We start from the raw sequence: 26,044 nt of genomic DNA on the forward strand, positions 1-26,044 counted from the left end.
AAGCGCGATGCGGCATAGCGGCAGATGGATGACGGCGATGCTGGCGGTGGGCGTGTTGACGCTCTCCGCGTGTGGTGGCGGCGGCACCGAGGAGAGCGGCTCCGGCCCGGGCGGTCTCTCGCTCCCGAAGATCGACAAGTTGGCGTCGCTCGGCGCCGGCGAGGGCGAGGTCGACATCGTCTCCTGGGCGGGGTACGTCGAGGACGGCACCACCGACAAGACGGTCGACTGGGTCACGCCGTTCGAGAAGGAGACCGGCTGCCAGGTCAACAACAAGGTGGCGGCGACCTCCGACGAGATGGTCACGCTGATGAAGACCGGCGACTACGACGTGGTCTCGGCCTCCGGCGACGCGTCGCTGCGGCTGATCTACGGCGGTGACGTGGCCCCGGTCAACACCGACCTGATCGCGAACTACAAGGACGTCTTCGACGGACTGAAGAACAAGACCTGGAACTCCGTCGACGGCACCGCGTACGGCGTACCGCACGGCCGTGGCGCGAACGTGCTGATGTACCGCACCGACACGGTCACCCCGGCGCCCACCTCGTGGTCCTCGGTCTTCGACGCGAACTCGCCGTACACCGGCAAGATCACCGCGTACGACTCGCCGATCTACATCGCGGACGCGGCGCTCTACCTGATGAAGACCAAGCCCGACCTGAAGATCACGAACCCGTACGCCCTGGACGACACCCAGTTCCAGGCGGCGGTCGACCTGCTGAAGGCGCAGAACAAGCTGATCGGCGAGTACTGGAGCGACTACACCAAGGAGGTGCAGGCGTTCAAGTCCGGTGACTCGGTGATCGGCACCTCGTGGCAGGTCATCGCGAACCTGGCCGAGGCGGACGGCGCCAAGGTCGCGTCGGTGCTGCCCAGCGAGGGCGCCACCGGCTGGTCGGACACCTGGATGATCGCGGCCGAGGCGAAGCACCCGAACTGCGGCTACCTCTGGATGAACTACATCGTCTCGCCGACCGCGAACGCCCAGGTCGCCGAGTGGTTCGGTGAGGCGCCGGCGAACAAGCTGGCCTGCGATCAGACCGCGGACAAGAGCTTCTGCGAGACGTACCACGCCGACGACGAGTCCTACTTCGACCAGGTCTGGTACTGGACCACCCCACTGGCACAGTGTGTCGACGGCCGTACCGACGTGACGTGCAAGGACTATAGCGCCTGGACCCAGGCCTGGACGGAGATCAAGGGATAGCGTGACCAGTCTCGGTTCGTACCTGCACCGGCACCCGCGCCTGCGCCTGGCCGGCCTGCTCTCGGCGCCCCTGCTCTGGCTGGTCGTCGCGTATCTCGGCGCGCTCGCGGTGCTGCTCGTGTCGGCGTTCTGGACCGTGAACGGGTTCACCGGGGAGGTGGTCCGGACGTTCTCCCTGCAGAACTTCCGGACCGTCTTCACCGGCGAGGTTTACCGTGCCGTCACCCTGCGCAGTCTCGGGGTGGCGGCGGCGGTGACCGTCATCTGCACCGTGCTCGCGGTGCCGATGGCGTTCTTCATGGCCAAGGTCGCCTCGCCGCGGTCCCGGCACTGGCTGGTGATCGCGATCCTCACCCCGCTCTGGGCGTCCTACCTGGTCAAGGCGTACGCCTGGCGGATCCTGCTGGCCAACGGCGGCCCGATCGACACGCTCCTCGGCGGCCCGGGGCACGGTCCGGGCTACGGCCTCCCGGCGACGATCATCGTGCTCTCGTACCTCTGGCTGCCGTACATGATCCTGCCGATCTACGCCGGGCTGGAGCGGCTGCCCGACTCGCTGCTGGAGGCCTCCGCGGACCTGGGCGCCCGCGCCGGGCGTACGTTCCGCGCGGTGGTCCTGCCGATGCTGATCCCGTCGGTCTTCGCCGGCTCGATCTTCACGTTCTCGCTCTCGCTCGGCGACTACATCACCGTGCAGATCGTCGGCGGCAAGTCCCAGCTGATCGGGAACCTGGTCTACGCCAACATCGGCGCGGCCAACAACCTGCCCTTCGCGGCCGCGATCGCCACCGTCCCGGTGCTGATCATGGTCGTCTACCTGGTCGCGGTCCGCCGTTCGGGCGCCCTGGAGGAGTTGTGACGCTGTCCGCACCGGCGCGCTGGGCGCTGCGCGCGTTCATGGCGATCGGCCTGACCTTCATCTACGTGCCGCTGCTGCTGGTGCTGGTCAACTCGTTCAACGGCGACCGCACCTTCGCCTGGCCGCCGCACGACTGGACCACCGCGTGGTGGTCGTCGGCCTGGGAGAACGAGGGCGCCCGCCAGGCCCTGCTCACCTCGGTCCAGGCCGGTCTCGGCGCCACCGCGATCGCGCTGCTGCTCGGCACCATGGTGGCCTTCGCGGTGCAGCGGTTCGCGTTCTTCGGCCGGGACACGCTCTCGCTGCTGATCGTGCTGCCGATCGCGCTGCCCGGCATCGTCACCGGCATCGCCCTGGACAGCGCGTGGCGCTCGGTGATGGGCGACCTCGGCATCGGCAAGGGCCTCTTCTCGGTGGTGGTCGGCCACGCGACGTTCTGTGTGGTCACCGTCTACAACAACGTCCTGGCCCGGCTGCGCCGCACCGGCACCAACCTGGAGGACGCTTCCGCCGATCTGGGTGCCTCACCCCTGCAGACCTTCCGGTACGTCACCTTCCCACTGATCCGGTCGGCGCTGCTCGCCGGTGGGCTGCTGGCCTTCGCGCTCAGCTTCGACGAGATCATCGTGACCACGTTCACGGCCGGCCCGGGCGTCACCACGCTGCCCATCTGGATCTTCAACAACCTGTTCCGCCCGAACCAGGCCCCGGTCGTCAACGTGGTCGCCGCGGTCCTGATCGTCCTCTCGGTCCTCCCGGTCTGGCTGGCCCAGCGTCTGGCCGGCCCCGAGGCCGCCACCCGCACCTGACCCACCCACCCCGCACCCGCGCCCTACCCACCCCCGCGCTCGCGCCGCCCGCCCGCCCGCGTGCGCGCCGCCCGCCGGCGCCCGCCCGTCCGCGTGCGCGGCGCAGCGGGCGCGGCGTGGGCGCGGGGTGTGAGCGCGGCACGGGGCACGAACGCGGCGTGCGCGCGGAGCCGCGGGTGCGGCGGCCGGTCACGTCTCGTGGTCGGTGGCGCGGGCGTAGCAGAGGAAGCAGCCGCCGATCGCGAACGCGCCCAGCACGCTCAGCGAGATCTGCTGTTCGTGGTCCATCTGCCGCTCGTACGTCTCCGCCGACACCACCACGATCCGGCTGTGGTCGTCGAGCACGTACTGCCCGCCGCGGACCTCCGGGCTGCCGTCGAGCGCCACGAAGGCCAGCACGATGGAGAGCCAGAAGCCGAAGAGCAGCGCCCCGGCGAAGACCGCGGCCGCGACCGGCACGTGCGGCGGCACCCAGGACTGCAGGCTCCAGAACCGCCGGGGCTGCCGCGTCATGTACGCCCGCCGGTTCGCCGTCACCCCCACCGCGAAGCCCGGCACGGTCAGCAGGGCCGCGACACCCACCGCCACCACGCTGTGAACCGGCCGGTGACCCAGGGCGAGGGCCACCACGAGCACACTCGACCAGATCACGCCGGTTCCGCAGAGCACGCTGTACCAGAGCAGCGTCCGACCCGACATCACCACGGAAACGCTAATCTTCCGCCGCGCTCCACGGGCCTGTTTCGGCCGGGCGCAGGCTGCTATGCTCGGGTATTGCTTTGGGCAAATGTGCCTCAAGCCGAGAAATCCACTATCAGAATAAGCCCTGGAGGCATGGGTGTCAAGTCTGTCAAGCCTTGCCGAGGAGCAGGTTCACCTGAGTGTGCTGTATGACCGCCTCGACGGGTTGCGCGAGCGGACCCGGGCCCGGATCGGCGAGCTGCGCCGGGAGCACGGCGTCAACAAGCAGGCGCTCGCCCAGCGCGACGCCGCGACCTGGGACTACGCCGAACGGCTGGCCCAGTACGAGGCCGTCGAGCAGGGCCTCTGCTTCGGCCGGCTCGACCTGGCCGACGGCGACCGGCTGCACATCGGCCGGATCGGTATCCACGACACCGAGCATCCGCTGCTGGTCGACTGGCGCGCACCGGCCGCCCGCCCGTTCTATGTGGCCACCGCGATCACCCCGCACGACGTCACGCTCCGCCGCCACATCCGGACCCGGGACCGTACGGTGGTCGCGATCGACGACGAGATCCTGGACCTGCGCCGCGCCGAGGGCGGCACCGAGACGCTGGTCGGCGAGGCGGCCCTGATCGCGGCGCTGACCGCGAACCGGACCGGCCGGATGCGGGACATCGTCGCCACCATCCAGGCCGAGCAGGACCGGATCATCCGGACCGGGCTCAACGGCGTGCTGGTCGTGCAGGGCGGCCCGGGCACCGGGAAGACCGCGGTGGCCCTGCACCGGGCGGCGTACCTGCTCTACACGTACCGGGAGCAGCTCGCCCCGCGCGGCGTGCTGATCGTCGGCCCGAACGCCACCTTCCTGCGCTACATCTCCCAGGTGCTGCCCTCGCTCGCCGAGACCGGGGTGCTGCTGGCGACGCTCGGCGACCTGTTCCCCGGCGTCACCGCGCGCCGCCCGGAGCCGCCCGCGGTCGCCGCGTTCAAGGGCCGGGCCGAGATGGTCGAGGTGCTCGCCGCCGGGCTCCGCGACCGGCAGCGCGTGCCGGACGAACCGATCGAGATCGAGGTCGACCGGACCGTGCTCGTGCTCGGCCGGGTGATCTGCGAGCCGGCCCGGCGGCGGGCCCGCGACTCCGGCCTGCTGCACAACGCGGCCCGCGCGATCTTCGTGGCCGGGGTCCTCGACGGGCTCGCCCGGCAGCTCGCGGACCGGATCGGCTACGACCCGTTCTGGGACGACCCGCTCGGTGAGGGCGACGTGCTGCCGTCGCCGAACGTGCTCGACGAGGGCGACGTCGCGGACATCCGCGCCGACCTGGCCGGGGAGCCCGCGATCCGGGCGGTCCTCGACGAGCTCTGGCCGGTGCTGACCCCGCAGCGGTTCCTGGAGGACTTCTACCGGGACACCGGGCACGAGCCGCTGCGCCGCGAGCCGGGCGGAGGCTGGACCCCGGCCGACGTCCCGCTGCTCGACGAGGCCGCCGAGCTGCTGGGCCCCGTCGGGGAACGGCGGGACGACGGCGAGACCGAACGGCGTATCGCCTACGCGCAGGGCATCCTCGACATCACCGCCGGGTCCAAGTCGTACGAGCTGGAGGACGACGACGAGGCCGCGATCCCGAACCTCGCCGACGTGATGGAGGCCGACGTGCTGGCCGAGCGGCTTGAGCACCGCCCGTGGCGGTCCGCCGCGAGCCGGGCCGCGGCCGACCGGCAGTGGGCGTTCGGGCACGTCATCGTCGACGAGGCGCAGGAGCTCTCGCCGATGGCCGTACGCCTGCTGATGCGCCGCTGCCCGAGCCGCTCGATGACGGTGGTCGGCGACCTCGACCAGACCGGCGCGCTGGGTGGGGCGTCCAGCTGGTCCGAGGTGCTCGGCCCGTACGTCGCGGACCGCTGGCGGATGGTCGAGTTGACGGTCAGCTACCGCACCCCGGCCGAGATCATGGCGTACGCCGCCCGCCGTCTCCCCGGCATCGTCACCCCGCGCCCGGTCCGCAACTCGGGTGTCGAGCCGTGGGAGGAGACCGGCACCCCGCAACGGCTGGCCGAGCTGATCGCGGCGGAGACCGGCCGGCTCGCGGTGATCGTCCCGGCCTCGTTCCGGGGTGAGCTGGCCGGGCGGGACCCGGACGCGGAGAAGGTCCAGCTCACCGTGGTCGAGGCGAAGGGACTGGAGTTCGACGCGGTGATCGTGGTCGATCCGGACCTGATCGTGGCCGAGTCCCCGCGCGGCGAGAACGACCTCTACGTCGCGCTGACCCGTCCGACTCAGCGCCTGGGCGTCTTCACCACGTGCCGTCATCATCGTTGACCGGCGATACGCCCCGTCTGCTTTCCTTGACACGTGACGCACGCCTGGCTCGACGATCCCGCGACCGCGGTCGCCGGCACCGCGCGCCGGCTCCTCGGCTGGCTGGCGGTCGCCGGCGGCGTCACGATCCGGCTCACCGAGACCGAGGCGTATGCGGGACTGGGCGGCGACCCCGCCAGCCATGCCCATCGAGGGCGGACGGCACGTAACGCGGCCATGTTCGGCCCGGCGGGTCACCTCTATCTGTACCGCATCTACGGACTGCACACCTGTGCCAACGTGACGTGCGGGCCGGTGGGGCAGCCCGCGGCGGTCCTGCTGCGCGCGGGGCAGGTCGTGGACGGCGCCGACGTCGCCCGTTCCCGGCGCCCCGCGGCCAGGCGCGACGCCGATCTCGCCTCGGGGCCGGCCCGCCTCGTCGAGGCGCTCGGCCTGCCGCTCACGGCCTACGGGACGTCGGTGGTCGACGGCACCGGACCGTTGACCCTGCATCCCCCGGCCGAGCCGGTACCGGAGGAGCGCATCCTCGCCGGTCCTCGGGTCGGCGTCACCGCCGCGCACGACCTGGCGTGGCGATTCTGGATCGCCGGTGACCCGACGGTCAGCGCCTACCGCCGCCACGTCCCCCGGGCGGTCTCGCCGCCCGGGCCGGCGAGCCGGTAGGAATCGGTCACGTCGTCTGGAACGAGCGCTTGGAGAAGCCCATCATGTACCCCTCGATCGCGGTGGTCACCGGCCGATCCGCCCGGTCCGCCGCGCCCAGCGTGACGAAGAGCGGGGTGAAATGGTCCGGCGTCGGGTGCGCGAACGGCATCCCCGGTGCCCGATCCTGATAGGCCGCCAGCTCGTCGACGTCGCCCCGGCCCAGCGCCTCGGCCGCCCACGCGTCGAACTCCGAGGACCAGGACGGAATCGCGCCCTTGAAGATCATCTCGCGGGTGATGAACGGCAGCCCGTGCACCATGAACCCGCTGCCGATCACCAGTACGCCCTCGGCGCGCAGCTCACGCAGCCGATCGCCGATCGCCATCAGCCGCGCCGGATCCTGGGTGGGCATGCTGAGCTGCAGCACCGGCACGTCGGCGAGCGGGTACATCGCCATCAGCGGTACCCACGCGCCGTGATCGAGTCCGCGCCGCGGATGCCGGTGCACCGGGAGCGTCCTGGCGATCCGGTCGGCCAGCGCGCTCGCGTCCGGCGTGTCGTACCGCATCTCGTAGTAGCGCGGGTGGAAGCCGCCGAAGTCGTACACCAGCTCGGCCCGGGGTGCGCTGATCATCAGCGGCGCGCTCTCCCAGTGCGCCGAGACGATCAGGATCGCCGTCGGCTTCGGCATCGACTGCGCCCACCCGAAGAGCTCCCGGAGCCAGGGCCCGTCGTCGAAGAGCGGCGGCGCGCCATGGCTCAGATAGAGCGCCGGCAGGGCGGCGTCCCCGGCCTGCCAGCTCCGCTGACGCTGGGCGCGCGGTTGCGCTTCGATCAGGAATCGATCGTACGCAGCAGCAGGACCCGCCGCGCTCAAGAGGTGATCCATCGTGTGACTCCTCGCGGTTGATCAGGATCGGGTGGCGCCGCACGGGTCGTCGGGGTCGACCGCCCGCATGATCCGCCGTCCGATATCGCCCAGCTGTCGTACCTGGGCCCTGGTGAGCGGGTCGAAGACCAGCTCCCGGACTCGCGCCACGTGCCCCGGTGCGGTGTCGGCGACCTTCGCCATCCCGTCGTCGGTGAGCGCCGCGAGCGTGTAGCGGCCGTCGGCGGGATCCGGCGTGCGGCGTACCCACCCGCGCTTCTCCAGCCGGCCGACGGCCTGCGAGAGGCGGGCGAGTGAGCCCTCGGCGAGGATCGCGAGGTCGCTCATCCGCAGCGTCCGCTCGGGTCGCTCGGAGAGCGCGGCGAGGATCCCGTACTCGAAGTGACTGATGCCGGCGTCGCGCTGCAGCTGCGTGTCGAGCGCCGAGTTGAGTCGCATCAGCACGCTCATCAGGGCGAGCCAGGTCTCCCGTTCGTCGCTGCTCAACCAGCGTGGCTCGGTGTCCATGCCGCCGAGCATAGCTCAATCGTTTAACTCATCGGCGGCCGGATTCGCTTGCGTGCTTAAGTCATGAGGTCTAGCTTGCACTCAACTGTTGAAGTCATACGGGATAACGAGGAACTCATGAACATCGTTCTCTGGATCATCGCCGGGCTGCTCGCCGTCGCCTTCCTGGGCGCCGGCGCGATGAAGCTGTCGCAGCCGCGGGAGAAGCTGGTCGCCTCGGGCATGGGCTGGGCCGGCGACTTCAGCCCCGGCGCGGTCAAGGCGATCGGCGCGCTGGAGCTGCTCGCCGCGATCGGGCTCATCCTCCCGGCGGCCCTGGACATCGCGCCGGTGCTGGTCCCGCTCGCCGCCGTCGGCCTGGTGCTCACCATGATCGGTGCCATCGTGGTGCACGCCCGCCGCAAGGAGAACCCGATGATCGTCCCGAACGTGGTGCTGCTGCTCCTGGCCGCGGTGGTCGCCTGGGGCCGCTTCGGCCCGTACTCCTTCTAACCCGCGGGCTAGCCCACGAAGTCCTGGGTCATCCAGGTGATGCCGTCGCCGTCACGGACCACGCTCAGCCCGATCCGGTCGAAGTCCGCGTTCAGCAGGTTCTTCCGGTGACCGTCGTTCGGCGCGACCTCGGCCAGCATCGAGTCGGTCAGGCCGTTCGCGGCGCTCACCATCGCGCTGGTGCTGCTGCCGCTGGAGGCGTACCCGATGTTCTCGCCGGCGGTGCTCCACGAGACGCCCTGCGCGCTGAACCGGTCACCGATCCCGGACTCGCCCGAGCACTGGTGCGACAGCCCGCAGCCGTCGATCATCAGCTGGTTGTGCAGCGCCGAGGCCTTCGACAGGTCGTCGTCCAGGGTGAGCGGGTCCAGCCCCTCGTCGGCCCGGGCCTCGTTGATGTGCGCCACCACCTGGTCGAGGATCGAGTCCGCGGTGGCGACGGCCGCCGCGGCGGTCTTGCTCGTGGTCTTGGTGGCGGCGGGCGAGGTGGTCTTCGCCGGCGAGGACGACGCCTTCTTCTTCACTGCAGCGGAGGAAGAGGACGCCGACGGGGATGCGCTCGCCGACAGGGACGGCGATGCCGAGGCGAGGTCCTCGAGGAGGAGTTCGCCCTCGCTCGCGCCGCCCGGGGAGGCCGAGACGGCGGCGGCGAGCGGGACGTCCGCCGAGACGGTGTTCGCCTTCTCGGCGGCATGTTGCGCCAGGCCGGCCACCGTGAATCCGGAGCCGATCACCACGGCTGTCGTGCCCGCCACCAGGGTCAACCGGAATCGGGCGGCAGCGGAGAACGGCACGGATATTCACCTCGGTGGCTCGGGCAGGGGGGACGGCGCCCCATCACTATGCGCGGGCCGTTCGCCGAGGTGACCGAAGGAAAGGAATGCTTAAGGAAGGGCACACGCAGTCATAAGACCGGGTCGTGGCCCGTCCATCCCGACGTCACGATACGTCGAATTCCCCGTCGCGCACACCGGCCAGGAACGCGGCCCACTCGGCGTGGGTGAAGACCAGGGTGTCGCCGTGCGGGTCCTTGGTGTCCCGGATCGCGACGATGCCCGGAAGATTGCGGGCGACCTCCACGCAGTCGCCCCCGTTGCCGCCGCTCCGTGTGCTCTTGTGCCAGACGGCACCGGTCAGATCAGCCATCGCTCTCCTCGATGATCGTGCCGATGAGGTCGTCGGAGTCGGCCTGGCTCAGGGCGACCGCCTCGAGATGGGCCCAGATGGACTCGTACGCCTCGACCTCAGCGAGCTTATCCAGGTACAACGCGCCGGTGAGGTTCTCGCAGTAGATCGTCGTCGGCTCGGGGGAGGCGGTGCCGACCGCCGGGAACTCCAGAACGGTGAACTGGCCGCATCCGGCCGCCTTGTGCGGACCGGCGCGGAACGGGATGACCCGGACGCTGATGTTCGGCCGGGTGGAGACGTTGACCAGGTGGGCGAGCTGCTTCTGCATGCCCAGCGTGTCCGGGATCGATCGGCGTAGCACACCCTCGTCGAGGATCACCTCCAGCCGCGGCGCCTGGGGCCGGTTCCGGTTCAGCAGCGACTGCCGCTCGAGACGTACGGCGACGGCGTTCTCCACCGCCACGGCGTTCTCCGCGGCCTCCCTGCCCGCCACCGTGCTCGCGTTCTCCGCGCCGTCCCGTCCCCCTGTGCCGGTCTCGCCCGCTGTGCCGGTCCCGCGCGCTATGCCGGTCTCGCTCTCCGTGCCGGTCCCGCCCGTTCCGTGCCATCCGGCGAAGACGGCCTGGGCGTACTCGCGGGTCTGCAGCAGCCCGGGGATCACGCTGGGCGCGAAGGAGCGCAGCCGGCCGGCGGCCTGCTCCATGCCGACGTAGAGCTCGAACCAGGCCGGGACCACGTCGCCGTACGCGTGCCACCACCCCTTCGCCTTGGACTCGGCGGCCAGCCCGATCAGCACCTCGGTCATGTGCCCGGGTGCGCCGTAGACCCCGCACATCGCGATCACGTCGTGCTTGCGGACCGGGACCTCGCCGTTCTCGATCCGGTACATCCGGGCGCGGGAGAACTCCAGCTCCTGCGCGGCCGCCATCAGCGAGACGCCCGCCTGCTCGCGCAGCTGCCGCAGCAGGCGCCCGACTTGCCGCCTTGGCACGGTTGACCCGGTATCGCCCATCTCAGAACCCTTCCTCGCCGTGGAGTGTCTCGAACGAGACGATCCGATCGGCTCGAGAGAGACGATGAGAATCCATTTCTGGGATTCTCGCCGCGCTGGCTTGAGGCCGAGCCTAGGGCACGCAACGCTCCGATGTGTAGTCACTGAATCACGGGGAGTGGATATGCTGGTGCCGCGGACCGAACACGTGGGGGAGCGCCCCTCGTGGGACTGCCTGGTCTGTGGCAGGCCGTGGCCGTGCGCCACCGCCAAGGTCGAGCTCGCCGAGCAGTACCAGAAGTTCCCGCAGGGACTCTCGGTCTACCTGGGCTCGTGCATGATCGAGGCGATCGACGACTGGGCGGCCGGCTGCGGCGGGCCGCCCGCCGACCTCTACGAACGCTTCCTGGGCTGGGTCTGACCGCTCCGGATCACTTTTCGGCGCGCTTGCGCAGGGCCTTGTAGAGCTGGTCGTCGTCCACGGTGGTGTAGAGCGTGTGGTCCGCACCGGTGATCGTCACCCACGGGCAGGACTTGTCCCCACCGGTCAGCGTGGTCGTGGACACCTCGCGGCGGGTCCGCACCTCGTAGACCGTGAGCCGGTACTTCGCGGACTTCATCGGCAGGGTGACCGGCTTCGCGTCGTCCGATGTGCACTCGGCGACCTGCGTGCCCCCGCTGAGCAGATCCAGACAGGCCACCAGCTGCGTCCTGCCGACCGAGGGCGCCCAGGTCTTCCGGTCCTTCGCGGTTCCGGCGAAGGCCGCCCGGTTCAGCGTCCGGGTGGTGCGCCCGGAGAGGTCCAGCCGCTCCCGCGCGCTGATCACGATCGGGTGCGGCGCCTTCCCCGCGTACTTCGGCGAGGCCGGGTAGTAGGTCCCGCCGCAGACGTCGTCGAGGTCGTCCTCGGTGCGCGCCGCGTGGGTGGCCGCCACGCTCACCGGCGCCGACGCGTCCACCGTGGTGGCGGAGGGCCAGAGCGCCTCGGCCGGGTCCGCCGACGTCGCCGCCACGTTCTGCGCGCCGTCGCCGCCCCCGCCGGGCAGGACCAGGGCCACCCCGGTCAGCACCATCACCGCCGCCACGATCCAGGCCCATCTCCGGGTACGCGACACCCCGGCGGTCGTCGCGCCGGCCGGGTTCTCCCCGGTCGCCGGTCGCACCACCGGACCGTCCGCCGCCCGGGCGCGGTCGACCGAGTCCTTCAGCTGCCGCGCCAGCTCGTCGGTCATCGGCAGGACGACGGTCTGCGCCGCCTCGGGCTCCGGGTCCGGCTCGGCCTCCCCGGCGGTCTGCGACTCCTGCGGGCCCGGGGGTTCCGCTGCCGACTGTGGATCGTCCGTGCCGTCGTCCGCCGGCCCGGTGGGTGGCTTCCCTGCCTGCTCCATGCGCTCGCTCCCCGGCCCCATCCCTGAGGCGACGAACTATATCGACGCGGAATCGGCTCGTCACGGGGCGCGACGACAATTGTTACCACGCGGTAACGCCGCGGCTCCGGCCCGCCGGATTCGCTCCGGAAGCCGCAGGTGAGGGGGAGCGTTAAGGTTCAGCGGTGCTCGAAACGCTGATCTCCTTCCTGCGCCGTCTCTTCGGCTCGTCCCCCGCCGAACCGAAGCGGGGACGGACCGTCCCGCCCCGGAAGTCGGCGCCGTCCACCCCTCCGCCCGCCCGCCCCGCGCCCCGCCCGGCCCCGCCCGCTCCGCGCCCCGCACCCCCGCGCGAGGCGGAGAGGCCGGTACCGAAGCCCGCCGCGCGCCCGAAGCCCGCGCCGCCCAAGCCCGCCGCCCCGAAGCCCCGCCCACCGCGCCACGTCCCGACCGCCGACCGCGGCCGGGCCATCGCCTACGCCCCCAACCTGGACGGTGACGCGGACCCGGGCGAGATCGTCTGGACCTGGGTGCCGTACGAGGACGACCCCGCCCAGGGCAAGGACCGCCCCGTCCTGGTCGTCGGCCGCGACGACGCCACGCTGCTCGGCCTGATGCTCTCCAGCCAGAGCGAGCGCGACGGCCAGCGCAATTGGCTGGCGCTCGGCGCGGGGGAGTGGGACCGTGACAACCGTCCGAGCTGGCTCCGCCTGGACCGTGTCCTCGAGGTCGAGGAGGACGGCATCCGCCGCGAGGGTGCGATCCTGGACCGGGCACGCTTCGATCGGGTGGCCGCGAAGCTGCGGCGAGATTACGGATGGGCGTAAGAGGGCGGCATGGGGCATTCGCCGGATAGCGTGGCGGGCATGGATATGGACGTGATGGCCGGTTTCGGCGCCAAGCAGGCCTGGCTCGCCATCGCCGTCACCGAAGCGGAGCCCGCCGATGGTGCGGAGCCCGCCGATGGTGCGGAGCCCGCCGGACGGGACGCGATCGATCAGGCTGCCGTGCTGGCGGCTCTCGGGTTCCGGGACCTCGGCACGGCACCCTGGCGCCACGGCCTCGACCTGGCGCACCTCACCGACGACCGGGTGGTGGTCACCCCGGCGCTGCCCGGAGCCCGGAACACCCGCTGGATCCTGGCAGCCGGGCGCCGCCTCATCACCCACGTCCCCGACCTGGTCGCTCTGTCGGCGCTCCTGCGTACCGAAGCGCAATTCTTCGCCACTCATCGGGTGACCGAATCTCATCGCTGGCAGCGCGCGGTCGGCGGCGACCTGGTGCGCACCTTCGGCTACGTCGGCCAGACCGGCGAGGTCACCTCCTGGTTCGGCGACCCGGACCCGGCGGAGCGGGACGCCGGACTCCCCGGTGACTTCGATCCGGAGGAGGGTACGGTGCTGGTCGCCGAGCGCGACGTGTTCCACGTGGCCGGCGCCTGGAGCATCGACCCCACGACCTTGACCGGGCTCGCACCCGGACCGCTGCGGATCGGCGCGGCGGACTGACCCCTTGGACCGCGCCGCGCACTCGCGTGATCCACGAGACACGGCTTAGGGAGGCCAGATGCGCAAGTACGTGATCATGGGCGTTCAGGGCAGTGGCAAGGGCACCCAGAGCCAGATGCTGATCGGTGACCTCGAACTGGTCCACATCAGCGTCGGCGACATCTTCCGCTGGCACGTCCGCAACCACACCAAGCTCGGCGCCCAGGTTCGCCGGATCATGGCGGCCGGCGAGCTGGTCGGCGACGACCTGGTCGAGTCGGTGGTCCGCCGCCGCCTCGACGAGCACGACTGGAACTACGGCTTCGTCATCGACGGCTTCCCGCGCAACGGGCGGCAGGCCGAGTTCTTCATGGAGAGCTACGACATCGACGCGGTGATCCACCTGGAGCTCCCGGACGACGAGGTCCGCCGCCGGGTGCTCAGCCGCCGTCTCTGCCCGAACTGCGGCATGGACTACAACCTGATCGCGGACCGTCCGGAGCAGGAGGGCCGCTGCGACATCTGCGGCCACGAGCTGGTCACCCGCGCCGACGACACGCCGGAGGCCCTGGAGGCCCGGCTGCGCGACTACCACGAGAAGACCCGTCCGGTCCTGGAGCTCTTCCGCCGCAAGGAGGTCGTCCACGACGTGGACGCCCGCCCGCCGGTCGAGGAGGTCCAGGCCGCGATCCGCAAGACGCTGAACCTGCCGTCCTACCAGGGCTAGCCCGGGTTCCGAAACGCGGGCTAGCGTGCCGGGACCGCCTCGACGATGCGCTCCGCCGGGATCGGGACCGACCAGTCGGCCCTTATCTCGGCGAAGCGGACGACCCCCGCCCGGTCCACCACCACGGCGGCCGCGAAGGGCAGCACCGAGCGCTTGGTGCCGAGCACCCGGCCCGCCGCCGGGCTGCTGAAACCGATGTTGAGCGCGTCGATCAGCCGGTGCCGGGGGTCGGAGGCGACCAGGTAGCCGAGGTCGTGCCGGTGCTTCACGGGGGCCAGCCGGTCCGGGGCCTGCGGGCTGACCGCCACCAGGTGGGCGTCGAGCTCGGTGAGCGCCGGCAGGAGCGTGTCCTGGTACGCCCGGAGCGCCGCGTCGCAGTCCTCGGACCCGGCGTACCGGACGAAGAGCAGCACGAGCGGCCCGGTGTGCAGCAGCCGGTCCAGGTGGATCGGGCCCAGGTCGACCTCGAGCAGTGGCTGGAGGGGCAGGCGATCGCCGGCCGCCACCATCCGGTGCCACACCGCGTTGCGGTCGAGCAGCTCCCGGAACGCCACCTCGTCGACGCGTCGCAGGTCGTGCACGGTCGTCTTCATGACGCTCACCTTACCCTACTAAGCCCATAGGATTTAAGGGCCTAAACCCCGGCGGGATAGACTCCGATGACTGCCGGGCCGGAGCGGGCCGGCCCGCCACCACGACCACGGCGGCGACCGCGAGTACCCCGGTAGCCCACGGTCAGTCCGCTGAGGAAGCCGTCCGCGGACCGCGGCGCATGGTGCTGGGTGAGCACCGTCCCGATCACCGCGACGCCGAGGGCCGCCCCGACCTCGCGGGCCGCCGAGTTGAGCCCGGAACCCAGGCCCACGCCGCCGGCCGGCGGCCCGGAGAGGATCCCACCGGTCGGCGCCGGCGCGCACAGCCCGATCCCGGCAGCCATCGGCAGCAGGTGGGCCGCATGGATCGGGTACGCCGTCCCGGCGTCCACGGTGGAGAGTAGCAACAGCCCGCCGACGATCAGACCCAGCCCGGTCGCGATGATCCGGCGCGGGCCGCACCGGAGGGTCGGCGGCACCGCCCGGCGCGAGACGGCGCCCGTCCCGATCGCCAGGGGCCCGATCGCGACCCCGGTGAGCAGCGCGGAGTACCCCTTCACATCTGGCAGGAACTGGGCGTTGGCGTAGAGGAGCGCGAAGAACGTCGCCCCCGCGCCGAGTGCGCCGGCGCGCATCGAGGGCAGTCGGAGGACCCGAGGGTCGAGCAGCGGGTCCCGGACCCGCAGCGCGTAGGTGGTGAAGCTCACGAGCGGCAGTGCCCCGGCGCCGAACCCGCCCAGCACGGCGACGTCGGTCCAGCACCGCTCGGGGCCCTCGATGATGCCGTGGCGGTCTCGGTCGGTCCCGAGCTGCTCGCCCGAGTCCGGGCCGAGGCGCCGGGTGTGGACCGGCCGGGCGGTACCCCGCGGGCGGTGAGCCGGCGGTCCGGGGTGCCTCGGCTGGTCGGCCGGCGATCCGGGGTGCCTCAGAGCGGTGGGCTGGCGATCCGGGGTGTCTCGGGCGCTCCGAGAGACCCGTGAACGCCAGCCGCGCCGGGAAAGCTGGTGCCCGGAGGTCCCTCAAGCCCGCCGAGACACCCCTGACCACCAGCCGCGAAGATCATCCCCACGGTTGATCATGAAATGTCGATCAAGCCCGGACAGGCGGGGCCCACCCCGGCCGGGGGAGACCCCCGCCGGAATTGATCAGCGGGGTCACGCGTGGCTCCGTGCCTGCGCCCGCGAGGCCGTCGCCGTCGCCTGACGGGGCCGCGCCGCCCGCCGGAAAACCAACACACCCGGGCATCGGCGCGGGAATCATGATCATGTGACGGGTAACTCCGTGTGCGCCCGAAATCGCAGCATGCACCCGTCTACTGGACAGAAACTTGGGGGGTAGGGAGACCGAAATCTCTTTGACATATTGCTTTCGGGCACAGTCGGGCGTAAACAAAGACAAAGCCAAATCAAGTCCGGGCGGTGAGTGGATGTACGCGGAGGAACGGCAGCAGGAGATCGTGCGCCGTGCCCGTGCCGCGGGCAGGGTCGACGTGGTGACCCTGGCCGAGAGTTTCACGGTGACGGCCGAGACGATCCGCCGTGACCTGACCGTTCTGGAGCGGGCCGGTGTGCTGCGCCGGGTGCACGGGGGCGCCATCCCGGTGGAGCGGCTCGGCTTCGAGCCCACCCTGGCCACCCGCGACACCGTGCTGATCGGCGAGAAGGAGCGGATCGCCAAGGCCGCCCTCGCCGAGATCCCGGAGGAGGGCGCGATCATCCTGGACGCGGGGACCACCACGGCCCGCCTCGCCCAGCTGCTCCCCGCCGACCGCGAACTCACCGTCGTGACCAACTCCCCGGTCCTGGCCGCCCTGCTCGGCCTCAAGCCCAACCTCACGGTGCTGCTGCTCGGAGGCAGAGTACGCGGCAAGACCCTGGCCACTGTGGACGACTGGGCGCTGCGCCCGCTCGCCGAGATGTACGTGGACGTCGCCTTCATGGGGACGAACGGGTTCTCCGTGGAACGCGGCATGACCACCCCCGACCCGGCCGAGGCGGCGGTCAAGCGCGCGATGATCGCCGCGGCCCGCCGGGTGGTGCTGCTCGCCGACCACACCAAGATCGGCAACGATTATCTGGCCCGGTTCGGCGGCCCCGCCGAGCTGGACCTGCTGATCACCGACAACGGGCTCGACGACGAGCTGGCCTCCGAGGTCGAGGGCGCCGGCGTCCGGATGGTGCAGGCATGATCCTCACCGTCACCCTGAACCCCAGTGTCGACCGGGCTCTGGAGGTCGAGGCGCTGGTCCGCGGCGAGGTGCTGCGCTCCGTCGACTCGCACATCGACCCGGGCGGCAAGGGTGTCAACGTCTCCCGGGCGCTGCTCGCCAACGGGGTCCGCTCCACCGCGGTCGTCCCGGCCGGCGGCGCCGAGGGCGAGCAACTCGTCGACCTGCTCAAGGGTGAGGGCGTCGACATGCTGGCCGTCCCGATCGCCGGGCGGACCCGTTCCAACATCACCCTGGCCGAGCCGGACGGCACGGTCACCAAGGTCAACGAGGCCGGTCCGGTCCTCACCGCCGCCGAGTTCGCCCAGGTCAGTTCCGCCGTGCTGGCCGCCGCCGGCGCCGCCGACTGGGTGGTGCTCTGCGGCAGCCTGCCGCCGGGCGACTCCCTGCCGGCCTTCGCCGGGCTCTGCGAGCAACTGGTCGCCGCCGGCGCCCGGCTGGCCGTCGACTCCAGCGGTCCCGCGCTGCTCGCCGGCGTCGCGGCCGGCGCGGCGCTGGTCAAGCCGAACCGGGAGGAGCTCGCCGAGGCGGTCGGCGGCGAGCTGCGGACCGTGGGCGACGTGCTGGAGGCCTGCGAGAAGCTGCGCAAGGCGGGCGCCGGCGCGGTGCTGGCCAGCCTCGGCGCGGACGGCGCGGTGCTGGTCGCGGACTCCGGCGTGCTGGCCGGCGCGGCCCCGGTGACCGTGCCGCGAAGCACGGTCGGCGCCGGCGACGCGATGCTGGCCGGTTTCCTCGCGGCCGGCGCGCGCGGCGAGGCCGCCCTGATCGAAGGCCTGGCCTGGGGCTCCGCCTCGGTCGGCCTCCCCGGGAGCCGGATGCCCGGCCCCGCCGATCTGGACCGCTCCCTGGTCCGGATCGACACCCACCCCGATCCCCTCCGGCGACTCCACCGGAACTGAGTCCGCGGCTTCCCGTCCTGGGCCGCCGCACCCGTATAAAACCTCACCTTCAGCGCGGGGGCCGACCCCAATCCTTGAATGGAGACCCCTCATGGCCTCTTCGTACACCCCCGAGGTCACCGGTACCGGCATACGGGCCCGGGTGCAGACCCTCGGCGGCCACCTCGCCGGCATGGTCATGCCCAACATCGGCGCACTCATCGCCTGGGGCCTGATCACCGCCCTCTTCATCCCGGTCGGCTGGATTCCGAACGCGACGCTGGCCGAACTCGTCGACCCGATGATCAAGTACCTGCTCCCGGTGCTGATCGGTTACACCGGCGGCCGGATCGTGCACGGCCAGCGCGGCGCCGTGGTCGGCGCGATCGCCACCTTCGGCGTCGTGGTCGGCGCGGACGTGCCGATGTTCCTCGGTGCCATGCTCATCGCCCCGCTCACCGCGTGGGTGCTGAAGAAGTTCGACAACGCGATCGAGGACCGGATCCGCCCCGGCTTCGAGATGCTGGTCGACAACTTCTCCGCCGGCATCATCGGCGGCGCGTTCGCCATCCTCGGCAAGCTCGCCATCGGCCCGGTCGTCGACGGGCTCACCAAGGCGGCCGGCAACGCCGTCGACTGGCTGCTCGACCACAGCCTGATGCCGCTCGCCTCGATCCTGGTCGAGCCGGCCAAGGTGCTCTTCCTGAACAACGCGATCAACCACGGCGTGTTCGGGCCGCTCGGCGTGCAGCAGGTGGCGGAGCAGGGCAAGTCGATCCTCTTCATGATCGAGTCGAACCCCGGCCCCGGTCTGGGCCTGCTCCTCGCGTACCTCTTCTTCGGCCCGAAGTCGCTGCGGCCCAGCACCCCGGCCGCGATCATCATCCACTTCTTCGGCGGCATCCACGAGATCTACTTCCCGTACGTGCTGATGAAGCCGCGCCTGATCCTCGCGATGATCGCCGGTGGCATGTCCGGCGTCGCCACCTTCATGATCACCGGGACCGGCACGGTCGCCACCCCGGCGCCGGGCAGCATCTTCGCCTACTTCGCGGTCACCGCGAAGAGCGGCTACGCCGGCATGATCCTCGGCGTGATCATCGCGGCCGCGGTCACCTTCGCGGTGGCCTCCGCCCTGCTCGGCTTCGGCAAGCTCAAGGCCGACCAGGAGATCGACGAGGTGGCCGAGGAGCAGGCCGCCGCGGACGCCGCGGCCGAGAACCCGGACGCCGTGGCCGAGCACACCGACTCCTCGGCGACCGAGCCCCCCACGGCCGCCGAGGGCAAGCCCGTCACCACCACCCAGGAAACCGCCTAAGCAACCCCCCTCGGACGGAGGACCCGGTCATGGCCACCATCAACGGCAAGGACATCCACAAGCTCGTCGTCGCCTGCGACGCCGGCATGGGCAGCAGCGTGATGCTCGCCAGCACGCTCCGCAAGCAGCTCGGCAAGAGCGGCGTCACGGTGGAGCACACCCCGGTGAACAGCATCCCGGCCGACGCCGACCTGGTTGTCTGCCACAACGGGCTGGCCGCCCGGGCCCGTTCGATCGCGCCCGGCAAGCCGATCGTGCCGTTCCAGATCTTCCTCGGCGACCCGGCCGTGACCAAGGTGGTCAAGGCCATCCAGCAGGGCACCGATATCAATGTCTGAGCTGCTGGACCGCCGGGGCATCCGGCTCGCGGAGAAGGCGGCGGACCGCGAGGACGCGATCCGCCGCTGCGGACAGGCGCTGGTCGAGATCGGCGCCGTCGACCCGGGCTACGTGGACACCATGCTCGCCCGGGAGCAGTCCATCTCCACGTACGTCGGTGTGGGCGTCGCCATCCCGCACGGCACCCTCGGCGGCAAGGACCTGGTGAAGCGGGACGCCCTCGTGGTGCTCCGCTTCCCGGACGGCGTGGAGTGGGGTGGTGACCGGGTCTCGGTCTGCGTCGCCATCGCCGCCAGGGGCGACGGGCACGTCGAGCTGCTCGCCGCGCTCGCCGAGATCCTGCTCGACGACGACCAGGCCCGCGAACTGCGCGAGGCCACCGATCCCGACACCGTCATCCGGCTGCTCGCGCCGGTACAGGAGGACAGCAACTCATGAAGGTCGTGCGTTTCCACGCCCCCGGCGACGTCCGCTTCGAGGACGCGCCGGAGCCCGAGGCCGGCCCCGGTGAGGTGAAGATCCGAGTCCGGAACTGCTCCACCTGCGGCACCGACGTCAAGATCTCCAAGTTCGGGCACCACCACATCCACCCGCCCCGGGTGATGGGCCACGAGATCGCCGGCGAGGTGGTCGCGGTCGGCGAGGGCGTCGAGGGCTGGGCCGAGGGCGACCGGGTCCAGGTCATCGCGGCCATCCCGTGCGGCGAGTGCGGCGAGTGCGCCCGTGGCCGGATGACCATCTGCCCGAACCAGGTCTCGATGGGTTACCACTTCGAGGGCGGTTTCGCGCAGTTCATGGTCGTACCCAAAGAGGTCCTGAAGGTTGATGGTCTGAACCGGATCCCGGAGGGCGTCTCGTTCGCCGAGGCGTCGGTGGCCGAGCCGCTGGCCTGCGCCCTCAACGCGCAGAACCTGGCCCGGGTCGGCGAGGGCGACGACGTCGTGGTGATCGGCTCCGGCCCGATCGGCTGCCTGCACGTCCGGCTGGCCCGCGCCCGCGGCGCCGCCCGGGTCTTCCTGGTCGAGCTGAGCCGTCAGCGCCTGGAGATGGCCGCGAACCTGGTCAAGCCGGACGCCGCGATCTGTGCCGCCGAGGTCGACCCGATCGAGGAGGTCCTGAAGCTGACCGACGGCCGCGGTGCCGACGTGATCATCACGGCGGCCGCCTCCGGCAAGGCGCAGGAGCAGGCGATCCAGATGGCCGCCCGGCAGGGCCGGATCAGCTTCTTCGGCGGGCTGCCCAAGGACAACCCGACCATCACCTGCGACTCGAACCTGGTGCACTACCGCGAGCTGATGATCGTGGGCGCCAACGGGTCCAGCCCCACGCACAACAAGCAGGCGCTCGACCTGGTCGCCACCGGCGCGGTGCCGGTCGCCGACCTGATCACGCACCGGCTCCCGCTGGAGAGCGCGATCGACGCGTTCGGCATCGTCGCCCGCGGCGAGGCCATCAAGGTCACCATCGAACCGTAGTCCGGAAAAGGAGAACACCGATGCCCACGCGTACGGTGACCGTCGGCTCCGCGAGCGGGCTGCACGCCCGCCCCGCCAAGCTCTTCGTCGAGGCGGCCGCGGCCGCGCCGGTCAAGGTCACCATCCGGACCGGGGAGAAGAAGCCGGTGCCGGCGAAGAGCATGCTCTCGGTGCTCGCGCTCGGCGCCAAGAAGGGCACCGAGGTGATCCTCGAGGCCGAGGGTGACGGCGCGGAGGAGGCCCTGGACGGCCTGGCCGCGCTGCTCGCCAGGGACCTGGACGCCGACGATGCCGCCTGAGACGGTGAGCCTCTCCGGCATCGGCGTCTGCGCGGGCCTCGCGGCCGGCCCACTGCTGCGGATCGCCGCGGCGCCGGCGCTCCCCGCGCCGGCGCCGGTCGGCGACCCCGCCGCGGAGACCGAGCGGGCGTACGCGGCCCTGGCGGCCGTCGTCGCCGAACTTCAGGCCCGCGCTGACCGGGCCACCGACAGCACCGTTGCCGAGGTGCTGCGGGCGGAGGCCCTGATGGCGGCCGACGAGGAGCTGCGCGACGCGGTTCAGGAGCACATCGGCTCCGGCAGCGACGCGCCGCACGCCGTCGACGCCGCCTTCGGCGCGTTCCGCGAGATGTTCGCCGAAGCCGGTGGATATCTCGCGGAACGCGTCGCCGACCTGGACGACCTGCGCGACCGCGCGGTGGCCGTGCTGCTCGGGCTGCCGATGCCCGGCGTGCCGCAGCCCGGTCACCCGTACGTGCTGGCCGCCCGGGACCTGGCGCCCGCGGACACCGCCGACCTCGACCCCGAGCAGGTGCTCGCCCTGGTCACCGAGATCGGCGGCCCGACCAGTCACACCGCGATCCTGGCCCGGGCCCTCGGCCTGCCCGCCGTGGTCGCCTGCCCCGGCGCGCTCGCCGTGCCCGAGGGCACGCTGGTGCTGGTGGACGGCGCGACCGGCCGGGTCGACCTGGACGTCGACGAGGCCACGGTGACCGCCACCCGGGAGGCCGCCGCGCAGGCCGGGGCGGAGGCCGCGGGGCTCACCGGCCCGGGAGCGACGTCGGACGGGCACGCGGTCAAGCTGCTCGCCAACGTCGGCTCGGCCAAGAACGTCCCGGCGGCCGACGAGGCGTACGCGGAAGGGGTGGGTCTCTTCCGCACCGAGCTGCTCTTCCTGGACCGGGGGACCGAGCCGACGCTGGAGGAGCAGACCGTCGCCTACCGGGAGGTCTTCCGGGCGATGGCGGGCCGGCGGGTGGTGATCCGCACGCTCGACGCGGGCGCCGACAAGCCGCTGCCCTTCCTGAACCAGGAGGGCGAACCGAACCCGGCGCTGGGCGTACGCGGACTGCGGGTGGCCCGGCAGCGGCCGGACGTGCTCACCACCCAGCTGGCGGCGATCGCCGCGGCGGCGGGTGAGTGCGACGCCGACGTCTGGGTGATGGCGCCGATGGTCTCCACGGTCACCGAGGCGGCCGACTTCGCCGCGGCGGTGCACGAGGCCGGACTGCCCACGGCGGGCGTGATGATCGAGGTGCCGGCCGCCGCGCTGCGCGCCGCCGACCTGCTCGGGGTGGTCGACTTCCTCAGTATCGGCACCAACGACCTGAGCCAGTACACCTTCGCCGCCGACCGGATGTGCGGCGACCTGGCCGACCTGCTGGATCCGTGGCAGCCCGCGCTGCTGCAGCTCATCGCGATCTGCGGGGAGGCCGGCCGGGAGTCCGGGAAACCGGTCGGGGTGTGCGGCGAGGCGGCCGCGGATCCGGGTCTCGCCCCGGTGCTGGCCGGGCTCGGCGTCACCAGCCTGTCGATGTCACCGCGGGCACTGCCGGCGGTACGCGCCTCGCTGGCCCGGCACACGTACGAGGAGTGCCGCCGCCTGGCCGGGCTCGCGGTCTCCGCGCCGGACGCTGCCCAGGCACGGAAGCTGGTCGGCTGAACTGTTCCCGCCTGCGCCCGAACGGCGCAGGCGGGACTCGCTCGGAGGTGCCGGATCAGGAGAACGGGAAGCCGGCCGGGAACTTCGGCACCGTCGGCATGACGATCTTCGGCGGCGGCACGCTCGTCACCGCGCGGATCAGATCGTTCACCACCTTCGGTGTCCCGGGCGTGCCCTCCAGGACGGTGAGCTTCTTCTTGGTGCCGTCGCTGTAGCCGACCTCGATCTGGTACGAGAACCGGTCACAGCAGGCGTTCTTGGCGACGTATCGCGGCTTGACCGCGAGGAACGCCGCACTGGACGCGAGGCGGTAGGCCTCGAGGGACTGCTTGTTGCCACCCTTGCCGGCCAGCGCGTAGATCGACCGGTCACCGCTGATGCCGCCGGTCCGGATCACCGCGATCGCGGTCGCCTGCTTCGTCGTGGACTTGGCCGGCGCCGTGGTTCCCGGTGGCACGACCGCGGCCGCCGGTTCCGCCGCGACGGCGGCCCCGGCGCCACCGATGGTGGCGCCGGCGAAGCCGACCAGCAGGGCGACTGTCCGCAGCCCGCGGGATGGGAATTTCCTGCTCATGGTCATCCACAGAGCATATCGGTCAAAAACGTGCTAATCAGGTAAAACGCGCCCGTTGTCCAAGGCTGCCTCGGAGAGGTCGTAGCCGCGTTTGGCCAGCTTGTTCTCGATGGTGTGGCAGACGTGCTCGACCACGGCCAGCCGGGCGTACGGCTTCTCGTCGCCCGGGACCACCAGCCAGCGTGCCTTCGGGCGGTCGGTGCGGTCGAGCATCTCCTCGATCGCCTTCTCGTACTCCGCACGCTTCTCCCGGTTCCGCCAGTCCTCGTCGGTGAGCTTCCACGTCCGCAGCGGATCACCGGCCCGGTCCCGGAACCGGCGGAGCTGCTCCTCGTCCGAGACGTGCATCCAGAACTTGATCAGGATCATGCCCTCGGCGGTCAGCGTCCGCTCGAACTCCACGATCTCGTCGTACGCCCGCTTCCACTGCTCCCCGGTCGCGAAGCCCTCGACCCGCTCCACCAGCACCCGGCCGTACCAGGAGCGGTCCAGCACGGTCATCCCGCCCCGGCCCGGAAGGACGTTCCAGAAGCGCTGCAGGAAGTGGTGCCGCTTCTCGTCGTACGTCGGCGCGGCGAACTGCGACACCCGGACGTGCCGGGGATCCAGCGGCGCGGTCAGTCGTTTGATCGCGCCGCCCTTGCCAGACGCGTCCCACCCCTCGAAGAGCACGCAGAGCGGCGGCCCGATCGTCTTGCGCCCGATCTGCCCGCCGAGCAGCAGTCGCAACCGCAGTAACCGCTGCTGCGCCGCGGCGAGGCGGGCCACGGCCTTCTTCTTCGAGATCTCGACCGGTGGTTCGGCACTACCCAGGTGACCCATCCGCTCAGCATCCCCGAAACCCGGTGTGCTCCGCAGCGAGCGGTGCGGGACAATCCGTGGCGTGACTTTCGTAGACGACCTGCAGTGGCGCGGACTGATCCAGGACTCGACCGACCCCGACGAGCTGCGCAAAGCGCTCGACGACGGCTCGATCACGTTCTACGTGGGCTTCGACCCCACCGCCGCCTCGCTGCACGTCGGTCACCTCATGCAGGTCCTCACCGCCAGCCGGCTCCAGCGGGCCGGGCACCGGCCGCTGCTGCTGGTCGGCGGCGCGACCGGACAGATCGGCGACCCGCGCGAGTCCGCCGAGCGCACGCTGAACCCGCCGGAGGTGGTCGAGGCCTGGGTGCTCCGGATCCGCGAGCAGCTCGCCCCCTTCGTCACCTACGACGGGGAGAACGCGGCGATCCCGGTCAACAACCTCGACTGGACCGGCCCGATGTCGGTGATCGAGTTCCTGCGGGACGTCGGTAAGCACTTCCCGGTCAACAAGATGCTGGCCCGGGACGTGGTCCGCAACCGCCTGGAGAGCGGCATCAGCTTCACCGAGTTCAGCTACCAGCTGCTCCAGGCGAACGACTTCTACCAGCTGCACGTGCGCAACGGCTGCTCGCTGCAGTTCGGCGGCTCCGACCAGTGGGGCAACATCACCGCCGGCGTCGACTTCGTCCGGCGTCGCGGCGCCGGCCCGGTGCACGCCTTCGTCACCCCGCTGGTGCTCAAGGCGGACGGCACCAAGTTCGGCAAGACCGAGGGCGGCGCGGTCTGGCTCGACCCGGCCATGACCAGCCCGTACGCGTTCTACCAGTTCTGGATCAACAGCGACGACCGCGACGTGAGCCGGTACCTGAAGTACTTCAGCTTCAAGTCCCGGGAGGAGCTGGAGGAGCTGGAGAAGGCGACCGCGGAGCGTCCTCAGGCCCGTCTCGCGCAGCGTGCCCTGGCCGAGGAGCTCACCGCGCTGGTGCACGGTGCGGAGGAGGCGCGCCAGGCCGTCGCGGCGAGCCAGGCGCTCTTCGGGCGCGGGTCCCTGGAAGAGCTCTCCGCGGAGACGCTGCGTGCCGCGCTTTCCGAGGCAGGGCTTTTCACCGTACGGGGTGAGCTGCCCCCGGCGGGTGCGCTGCTCAAGGAGTCGGGTCTGGTGGCCAGCGCCAACGAGGCCCGCCGCACGATCACCGAGGGCGGGGCGTACGTGAACAACGAGCGGATCACCGACGGTGAGGCCGTGATCCCGGAATCGGCGTTGCTGCACGGCCGCTTCCTGGTCCTCCGCCGGGGCAAGCGCACGTTCGCCGGCGTCGAGATCGTCAAATGACCCGCTGACCTGTGCTTTTTTCATGATCGGCCCGCTGTGACCCACGTCGCGGCGGGCCGATTTGGTGTCCGGGACACGAGCCTGTAATGTTTTCCAAGCCGCCAGGGAGACGGGCGAGCGAGCGGGACTCGAAAGAGGCCCGGAGCGGCCGTCCTGGGGCAGACCCCAAGAAATAGTTACGGTGAATCACCGTGTACTGTTTCGCGGGACTCGAACGGATTCTTGATTCCTTCGAATTCGCGACTGGTTTCGACCACGAAAACGCGGATTTGACGGAGCGGAAAACGAGAGAGTAAAGTAGAGCGAGTGCCCCGGGGAACGGGCCGCGGAAATGCGGATCGTTCGAAGGTGTGCGGTTGTTCTTTGAGAACTCAACAGGGTGCTTGATAAGCCAGTGCCAATATGGCATTACCCCGGCCTATCTCTTTGGGGATGGGTTGGAGA

The 26,044-nt window shown here is 71.2% G+C and carries 30 protein-coding genes; 19 read left to right on the forward strand and 11 right to left on the reverse strand.

Annotated elements, in window-relative coordinates; translation table 11 throughout:
* Window positions 1–28: 28 nt before the first annotated feature.
* From AB0M08_RS15135 to AB0M08_RS15145, 3 genes are read left to right on the forward strand one after another with little or no spacing between them, the layout of a single operon-like run.
* Complete coding sequence (locus AB0M08_RS15135) at window positions 29–1,210, forward strand: ABC transporter substrate-binding protein (protein ID WP_364492824.1); 1,182 nt, start codon at window positions 29–31, stop codon at window positions 1,208–1,210.
* Window position 1,211: 1 nt separating this feature from the next.
* On the forward strand, window positions 1,212–2,069 hold the full coding sequence (locus AB0M08_RS15140; protein WP_364492826.1) for an ABC transporter permease: 858 nt from the start codon (window positions 1,212–1,214) through the stop codon (window positions 2,067–2,069).
* Window positions 2,066–2,878, forward strand: a complete 813-nt coding sequence (locus AB0M08_RS15145; protein WP_364492828.1) for an ABC transporter permease — start codon at window positions 2,066–2,068, stop codon at window positions 2,876–2,878. The genes AB0M08_RS15140 and AB0M08_RS15145 overlap by 4 nt, the downstream gene beginning before the upstream one ends.
* Window positions 2,879–3,067: 189 nt before the next feature.
* On the opposite strand, the gene AB0M08_RS15150 is transcribed toward AB0M08_RS15145, so the two are convergent.
* The gene (locus AB0M08_RS15150; protein ID WP_364492830.1) at window positions 3,068–3,577 is read right to left on the reverse strand and encodes a hypothetical protein; all 510 of its coding nucleotides are present in this window, start codon (window positions 3,575–3,577) and stop codon (window positions 3,068–3,070) included.
* 139 nt (window positions 3,578–3,716) lie between these two features.
* Here AB0M08_RS15150 and AB0M08_RS15155 point away from each other — a divergent pair, with 139 nt between their 5' ends.
* Window positions 3,717–5,882, forward strand: a complete 2,166-nt coding sequence (locus AB0M08_RS15155) for an ATP-binding domain-containing protein (RefSeq protein WP_364492832.1) — start codon at window positions 3,717–3,719, stop codon at window positions 5,880–5,882.
* A 33-nt stretch (window positions 5,883–5,915) separates the two neighbouring features.
* Window positions 5,916–6,545, forward strand: coding sequence for a DNA-3-methyladenine glycosylase (locus AB0M08_RS15160; protein ID WP_364492834.1), 630 nt, complete (start codon window positions 5,916–5,918; stop codon window positions 6,543–6,545).
* Window positions 6,546–6,552: 7 nt separating this feature from the next.
* Here AB0M08_RS15160 and AB0M08_RS15165 read toward each other — a convergent pair whose 3' ends face one another.
* Window positions 6,553–7,416: a class III extradiol ring-cleavage dioxygenase gene (locus AB0M08_RS15165; RefSeq protein WP_364492836.1), complete on the reverse strand. Its 864-nt coding sequence runs from the start codon at window positions 7,414–7,416 to the stop codon at window positions 6,553–6,555.
* A gap of 21 nt (window positions 7,417–7,437) precedes the next feature.
* Window positions 7,438–7,923, reverse strand: coding sequence for a MarR family transcriptional regulator (locus AB0M08_RS15170; protein WP_364492838.1), 486 nt, complete (start codon window positions 7,921–7,923; stop codon window positions 7,438–7,440).
* Between the two features lie 117 nt (window positions 7,924–8,040).
* Between AB0M08_RS15170 and AB0M08_RS15175 the strand changes: the two genes are divergently transcribed.
* Window positions 8,041–8,415, forward strand: a complete 375-nt coding sequence (locus tag AB0M08_RS15175) for a DoxX family protein (RefSeq protein WP_364492840.1) — start codon at window positions 8,041–8,043, stop codon at window positions 8,413–8,415.
* 8 nt (window positions 8,416–8,423) lie between these two features.
* Here the strand turns inward: AB0M08_RS15175 and AB0M08_RS15180 are convergent, their stop codons facing one another.
* The 3 genes from AB0M08_RS15180 to AB0M08_RS15190 all read right to left on the reverse strand — a co-directional run bounded on the left by AB0M08_RS15180 (window position 8,424) and on the right by AB0M08_RS15190 (window position 10,555).
* Window positions 8,424–9,209 carry a CAP domain-containing protein gene (locus tag AB0M08_RS15180; protein ID WP_364492842.1) on the reverse strand — a complete coding sequence of 262 codons (786 nt, stop codon included), beginning with the start codon at window positions 9,207–9,209 and terminating at the stop codon, window positions 8,424–8,426.
* A gap of 145 nt (window positions 9,210–9,354) precedes the next feature.
* Window positions 9,355–9,561, reverse strand: coding sequence for a DUF397 domain-containing protein (locus AB0M08_RS15185; RefSeq protein WP_364492844.1), 207 nt, complete (start codon window positions 9,559–9,561; stop codon window positions 9,355–9,357).
* On the reverse strand, window positions 9,554–10,555 hold the full coding sequence (locus AB0M08_RS15190; RefSeq protein WP_364492846.1) for a helix-turn-helix transcriptional regulator: 1,002 nt from the start codon (window positions 10,553–10,555) through the stop codon (window positions 9,554–9,556). The genes AB0M08_RS15185 and AB0M08_RS15190 overlap by 8 nt, the downstream gene beginning before the upstream one ends.
* Before the next feature lie 163 nt (window positions 10,556–10,718).
* Between AB0M08_RS15190 and AB0M08_RS15195 the strand changes: the two genes are divergently transcribed.
* The gene (locus tag AB0M08_RS15195; RefSeq protein ID WP_364492848.1) at window positions 10,719–10,955 is read left to right on the forward strand and encodes a hypothetical protein; all 237 of its coding nucleotides are present in this window, start codon (window positions 10,719–10,721) and stop codon (window positions 10,953–10,955) included.
* Window positions 10,956–10,965: 10 nt separating this feature from the next.
* Here the strand turns inward: AB0M08_RS15195 and AB0M08_RS15200 are convergent, their stop codons facing one another.
* Entirely contained in the window at window positions 10,966–11,922 is a 957-nt protein-coding gene (locus AB0M08_RS15200) for a hypothetical protein (RefSeq protein WP_364492850.1), read from the reverse strand.
* Between the two features lie 164 nt (window positions 11,923–12,086).
* Between AB0M08_RS15200 and AB0M08_RS15205 the strand changes: the two genes are divergently transcribed.
* The 3 genes from AB0M08_RS15205 to AB0M08_RS15215 are packed head-to-tail and all read left to right on the forward strand — an operon-like array spanning window position 12,087 to window position 14,115.
* Window positions 12,087–12,728, forward strand: a complete 642-nt coding sequence (locus tag AB0M08_RS15205; protein ID WP_364492852.1) for a type II toxin-antitoxin system PemK/MazF family toxin — start codon at window positions 12,087–12,089, stop codon at window positions 12,726–12,728.
* 39 nt (window positions 12,729–12,767) lie between these two features.
* Window positions 12,768–13,409, forward strand: coding sequence for a hypothetical protein (locus tag AB0M08_RS15210; RefSeq protein WP_364492854.1), 642 nt, complete (start codon window positions 12,768–12,770; stop codon window positions 13,407–13,409).
* A gap of 58 nt (window positions 13,410–13,467) precedes the next feature.
* Window positions 13,468–14,115, forward strand: a complete 648-nt coding sequence (locus AB0M08_RS15215; protein ID WP_364492856.1) for a nucleoside monophosphate kinase — start codon at window positions 13,468–13,470, stop codon at window positions 14,113–14,115.
* 20 nt (window positions 14,116–14,135) lie between these two features.
* Here AB0M08_RS15215 and AB0M08_RS15220 read toward each other — a convergent pair whose 3' ends face one another.
* Entirely contained in the window at window positions 14,136–14,708 is a 573-nt protein-coding gene (locus tag AB0M08_RS15220; protein WP_364492858.1) for a redoxin domain-containing protein, read from the reverse strand.
* Between the two features lie 41 nt (window positions 14,709–14,749).
* Window positions 14,750–15,451 (reverse strand): hypothetical protein, encoded by a 702-nt coding sequence (locus AB0M08_RS15225; protein WP_364492860.1) that lies wholly within the window; start codon window positions 15,449–15,451, stop codon window positions 14,750–14,752.
* A gap of 683 nt (window positions 15,452–16,134) precedes the next feature.
* Here AB0M08_RS15225 and AB0M08_RS15230 point away from each other — a divergent pair.
* The 8 genes from AB0M08_RS15230 (at window position 16,135) to ptsP (ending at window position 22,886) form a co-directional block, all read left to right on the forward strand.
* Window positions 16,135–16,896, forward strand: a complete 762-nt coding sequence (locus tag AB0M08_RS15230) for a DeoR/GlpR family DNA-binding transcription regulator (RefSeq protein WP_364492862.1) — start codon at window positions 16,135–16,137, stop codon at window positions 16,894–16,896.
* Entirely contained in the window at window positions 16,893–17,834 is a 942-nt protein-coding gene (locus AB0M08_RS15235; RefSeq protein WP_364492864.1) for a 1-phosphofructokinase family hexose kinase, read from the forward strand. The genes AB0M08_RS15230 and AB0M08_RS15235 overlap by 4 nt, the downstream gene beginning before the upstream one ends.
* 91 nt (window positions 17,835–17,925) lie before the next feature.
* Window positions 17,926–19,131: a PTS mannitol transporter subunit IICB gene (locus AB0M08_RS15240; RefSeq protein ID WP_364492866.1), complete on the forward strand. Its 1,206-nt coding sequence runs from the start codon at window positions 17,926–17,928 to the stop codon at window positions 19,129–19,131.
* A 29-nt stretch (window positions 19,132–19,160) separates the two neighbouring features.
* Window positions 19,161–19,469 carry a PTS lactose transporter subunit IIB gene (locus AB0M08_RS15245; protein WP_364492868.1) on the forward strand — a complete coding sequence of 103 codons (309 nt, stop codon included), beginning with the start codon at window positions 19,161–19,163 and terminating at the stop codon, window positions 19,467–19,469.
* Entirely contained in the window at window positions 19,462–19,908 is a 447-nt protein-coding gene (locus tag AB0M08_RS15250) for a PTS sugar transporter subunit IIA (RefSeq protein WP_364492870.1), read from the forward strand. Before AB0M08_RS15245 ends, AB0M08_RS15250 begins: the two co-directional genes overlap by 8 nt.
* Window positions 19,905–20,945, forward strand: coding sequence for a zinc-dependent dehydrogenase (locus tag AB0M08_RS15255; protein WP_364492872.1), 1,041 nt, complete (start codon window positions 19,905–19,907; stop codon window positions 20,943–20,945). Before AB0M08_RS15250 ends, AB0M08_RS15255 begins: the two co-directional genes overlap by 4 nt.
* A 20-nt stretch (window positions 20,946–20,965) precedes the next feature.
* The gene (locus AB0M08_RS15260; RefSeq protein ID WP_364492874.1) at window positions 20,966–21,244 is read left to right on the forward strand and encodes an HPr family phosphocarrier protein; all 279 of its coding nucleotides are present in this window, start codon (window positions 20,966–20,968) and stop codon (window positions 21,242–21,244) included.
* The gene (gene ptsP, locus AB0M08_RS15265) at window positions 21,234–22,886 is read left to right on the forward strand and encodes a phosphoenolpyruvate--protein phosphotransferase (RefSeq protein ID WP_364492876.1); all 1,653 of its coding nucleotides are present in this window, start codon (window positions 21,234–21,236) and stop codon (window positions 22,884–22,886) included. The genes AB0M08_RS15260 and ptsP overlap by 11 nt, the downstream gene beginning before the upstream one ends.
* 55 nt (window positions 22,887–22,941) lie before the next feature.
* Here the strand turns inward: ptsP and AB0M08_RS15270 are convergent, their stop codons facing one another.
* Together AB0M08_RS15270 and AB0M08_RS15275 are read right to left on the reverse strand one after the other, a co-directional pair.
* Complete coding sequence (locus AB0M08_RS15270; RefSeq protein WP_364492878.1) at window positions 22,942–23,466, reverse strand: hypothetical protein; 525 nt, start codon at window positions 23,464–23,466, stop codon at window positions 22,942–22,944.
* A gap of 27 nt (window positions 23,467–23,493) precedes the next feature.
* Complete coding sequence (locus tag AB0M08_RS15275) at window positions 23,494–24,282, reverse strand: UDP-galactose-lipid carrier transferase (RefSeq protein WP_364492880.1); 789 nt, start codon at window positions 24,280–24,282, stop codon at window positions 23,494–23,496.
* A 61-nt stretch (window positions 24,283–24,343) separates the two neighbouring features.
* Here AB0M08_RS15275 and tyrS point away from each other — a divergent pair, with 61 nt between their 5' ends.
* Window positions 24,344–25,600, forward strand: a complete 1,257-nt coding sequence (gene tyrS / locus AB0M08_RS15280; protein ID WP_364492882.1) for a tyrosine--tRNA ligase — start codon at window positions 24,344–24,346, stop codon at window positions 25,598–25,600.
* Window positions 25,601–26,044 lie beyond the last annotated feature (444 nt).

The sequence above is a fragment of the Actinoplanes sp. NPDC051851 genome (genome assembly GCF_040681165.1).
GTDB lineage: Bacteria > Actinomycetota > Actinomycetes > Mycobacteriales > Micromonosporaceae > Actinoplanes.